This window comes from Fulvivirga imtechensis AK7 (assembly GCF_000331535.1).
Classification (GTDB): domain Bacteria; phylum Bacteroidota; class Bacteroidia; order Cytophagales; family Cyclobacteriaceae; genus Fulvivirga; species Fulvivirga imtechensis.
In genome coordinates this window covers 1-606 of record NZ_AMZN01000211.1, presented here as the reverse complement: position 1 = coordinate 606, position 606 = coordinate 1, and the positions used below count along the sequence as shown (strand labels likewise).

Genomic DNA, 606 nt, shown 5'->3' with positions numbered 1-606 from the left:
CGTAGATGTATCTGATGTACTGCCCATCGGTTTTGATGACTTTTACAGGTAAGTTGAGATGGTTGTAGTAAATTGTATCTATTTCCTTATTCCTGTCTTTGGTCATGTTGCCATTGGTGTAGGTGTATTGCAGCGCATCGATGGTGCGGTGGTCAGCGTTATGCACCTGACGCTTCAGCAAAAGGATATTTCCATTGTGGTGTCTGTCCCAATATTGGGACACTTTTTTTTTGAATTTCAATGGGATTTTGCACTGAGAAAAATCTCAAGCAAATTGAGGTAGCCACACATATCGGTGTAGATAAATCCGCCTACAGTAAAATTGAGAAGGGCACTCGGGCGTTGACAATCGAAGAGCTCCAAAAAATGGCCCAGCTTTTTGGTATGACCACTGATCAGATTTTAAACTATGATGGTAAAATTCCCAGAGAAGTAGTCATTGAAGACAAGACGGCCATTGAGCAGATTAACCTGATCAACCAACTGGATGAAGAAGACCGCAATATCATCTTTAAAATGATTGATAAAATGCTCACTACTAAAAAATTTAAAGAGTTCTTCCAAAAAAATGTAGCCTCCTTATAATCAAAAAAGCCCTGCTTCTCT

At 39.6% G+C, this 606-nt stretch carries 1 protein-coding gene and 1 pseudogene; one reads left to right on the top strand and one right to left on the bottom strand.

All coding sequences use genetic code 11. The features are described from left to right. Positions 1-241 (bottom strand): annotated as a pseudogene (locus tag C900_RS27835) (hypothetical protein); the annotation flags it as partial. On the opposite strand from C900_RS27835, the gene C900_RS27830 reads away from it, so the two are divergent. Beyond that, positions 241-585 carry a helix-turn-helix domain-containing protein gene (locus tag C900_RS27830; RefSeq protein ID WP_009583838.1) on the top strand — a complete coding sequence of 115 codons (345 nt, stop codon included), beginning with the start codon at positions 241-243 and terminating at the stop codon, positions 583-585. The pseudogene C900_RS27835 and the gene C900_RS27830 overlap by 1 nt on opposite strands. Positions 586-606: the final 21 nt, after the last annotated feature.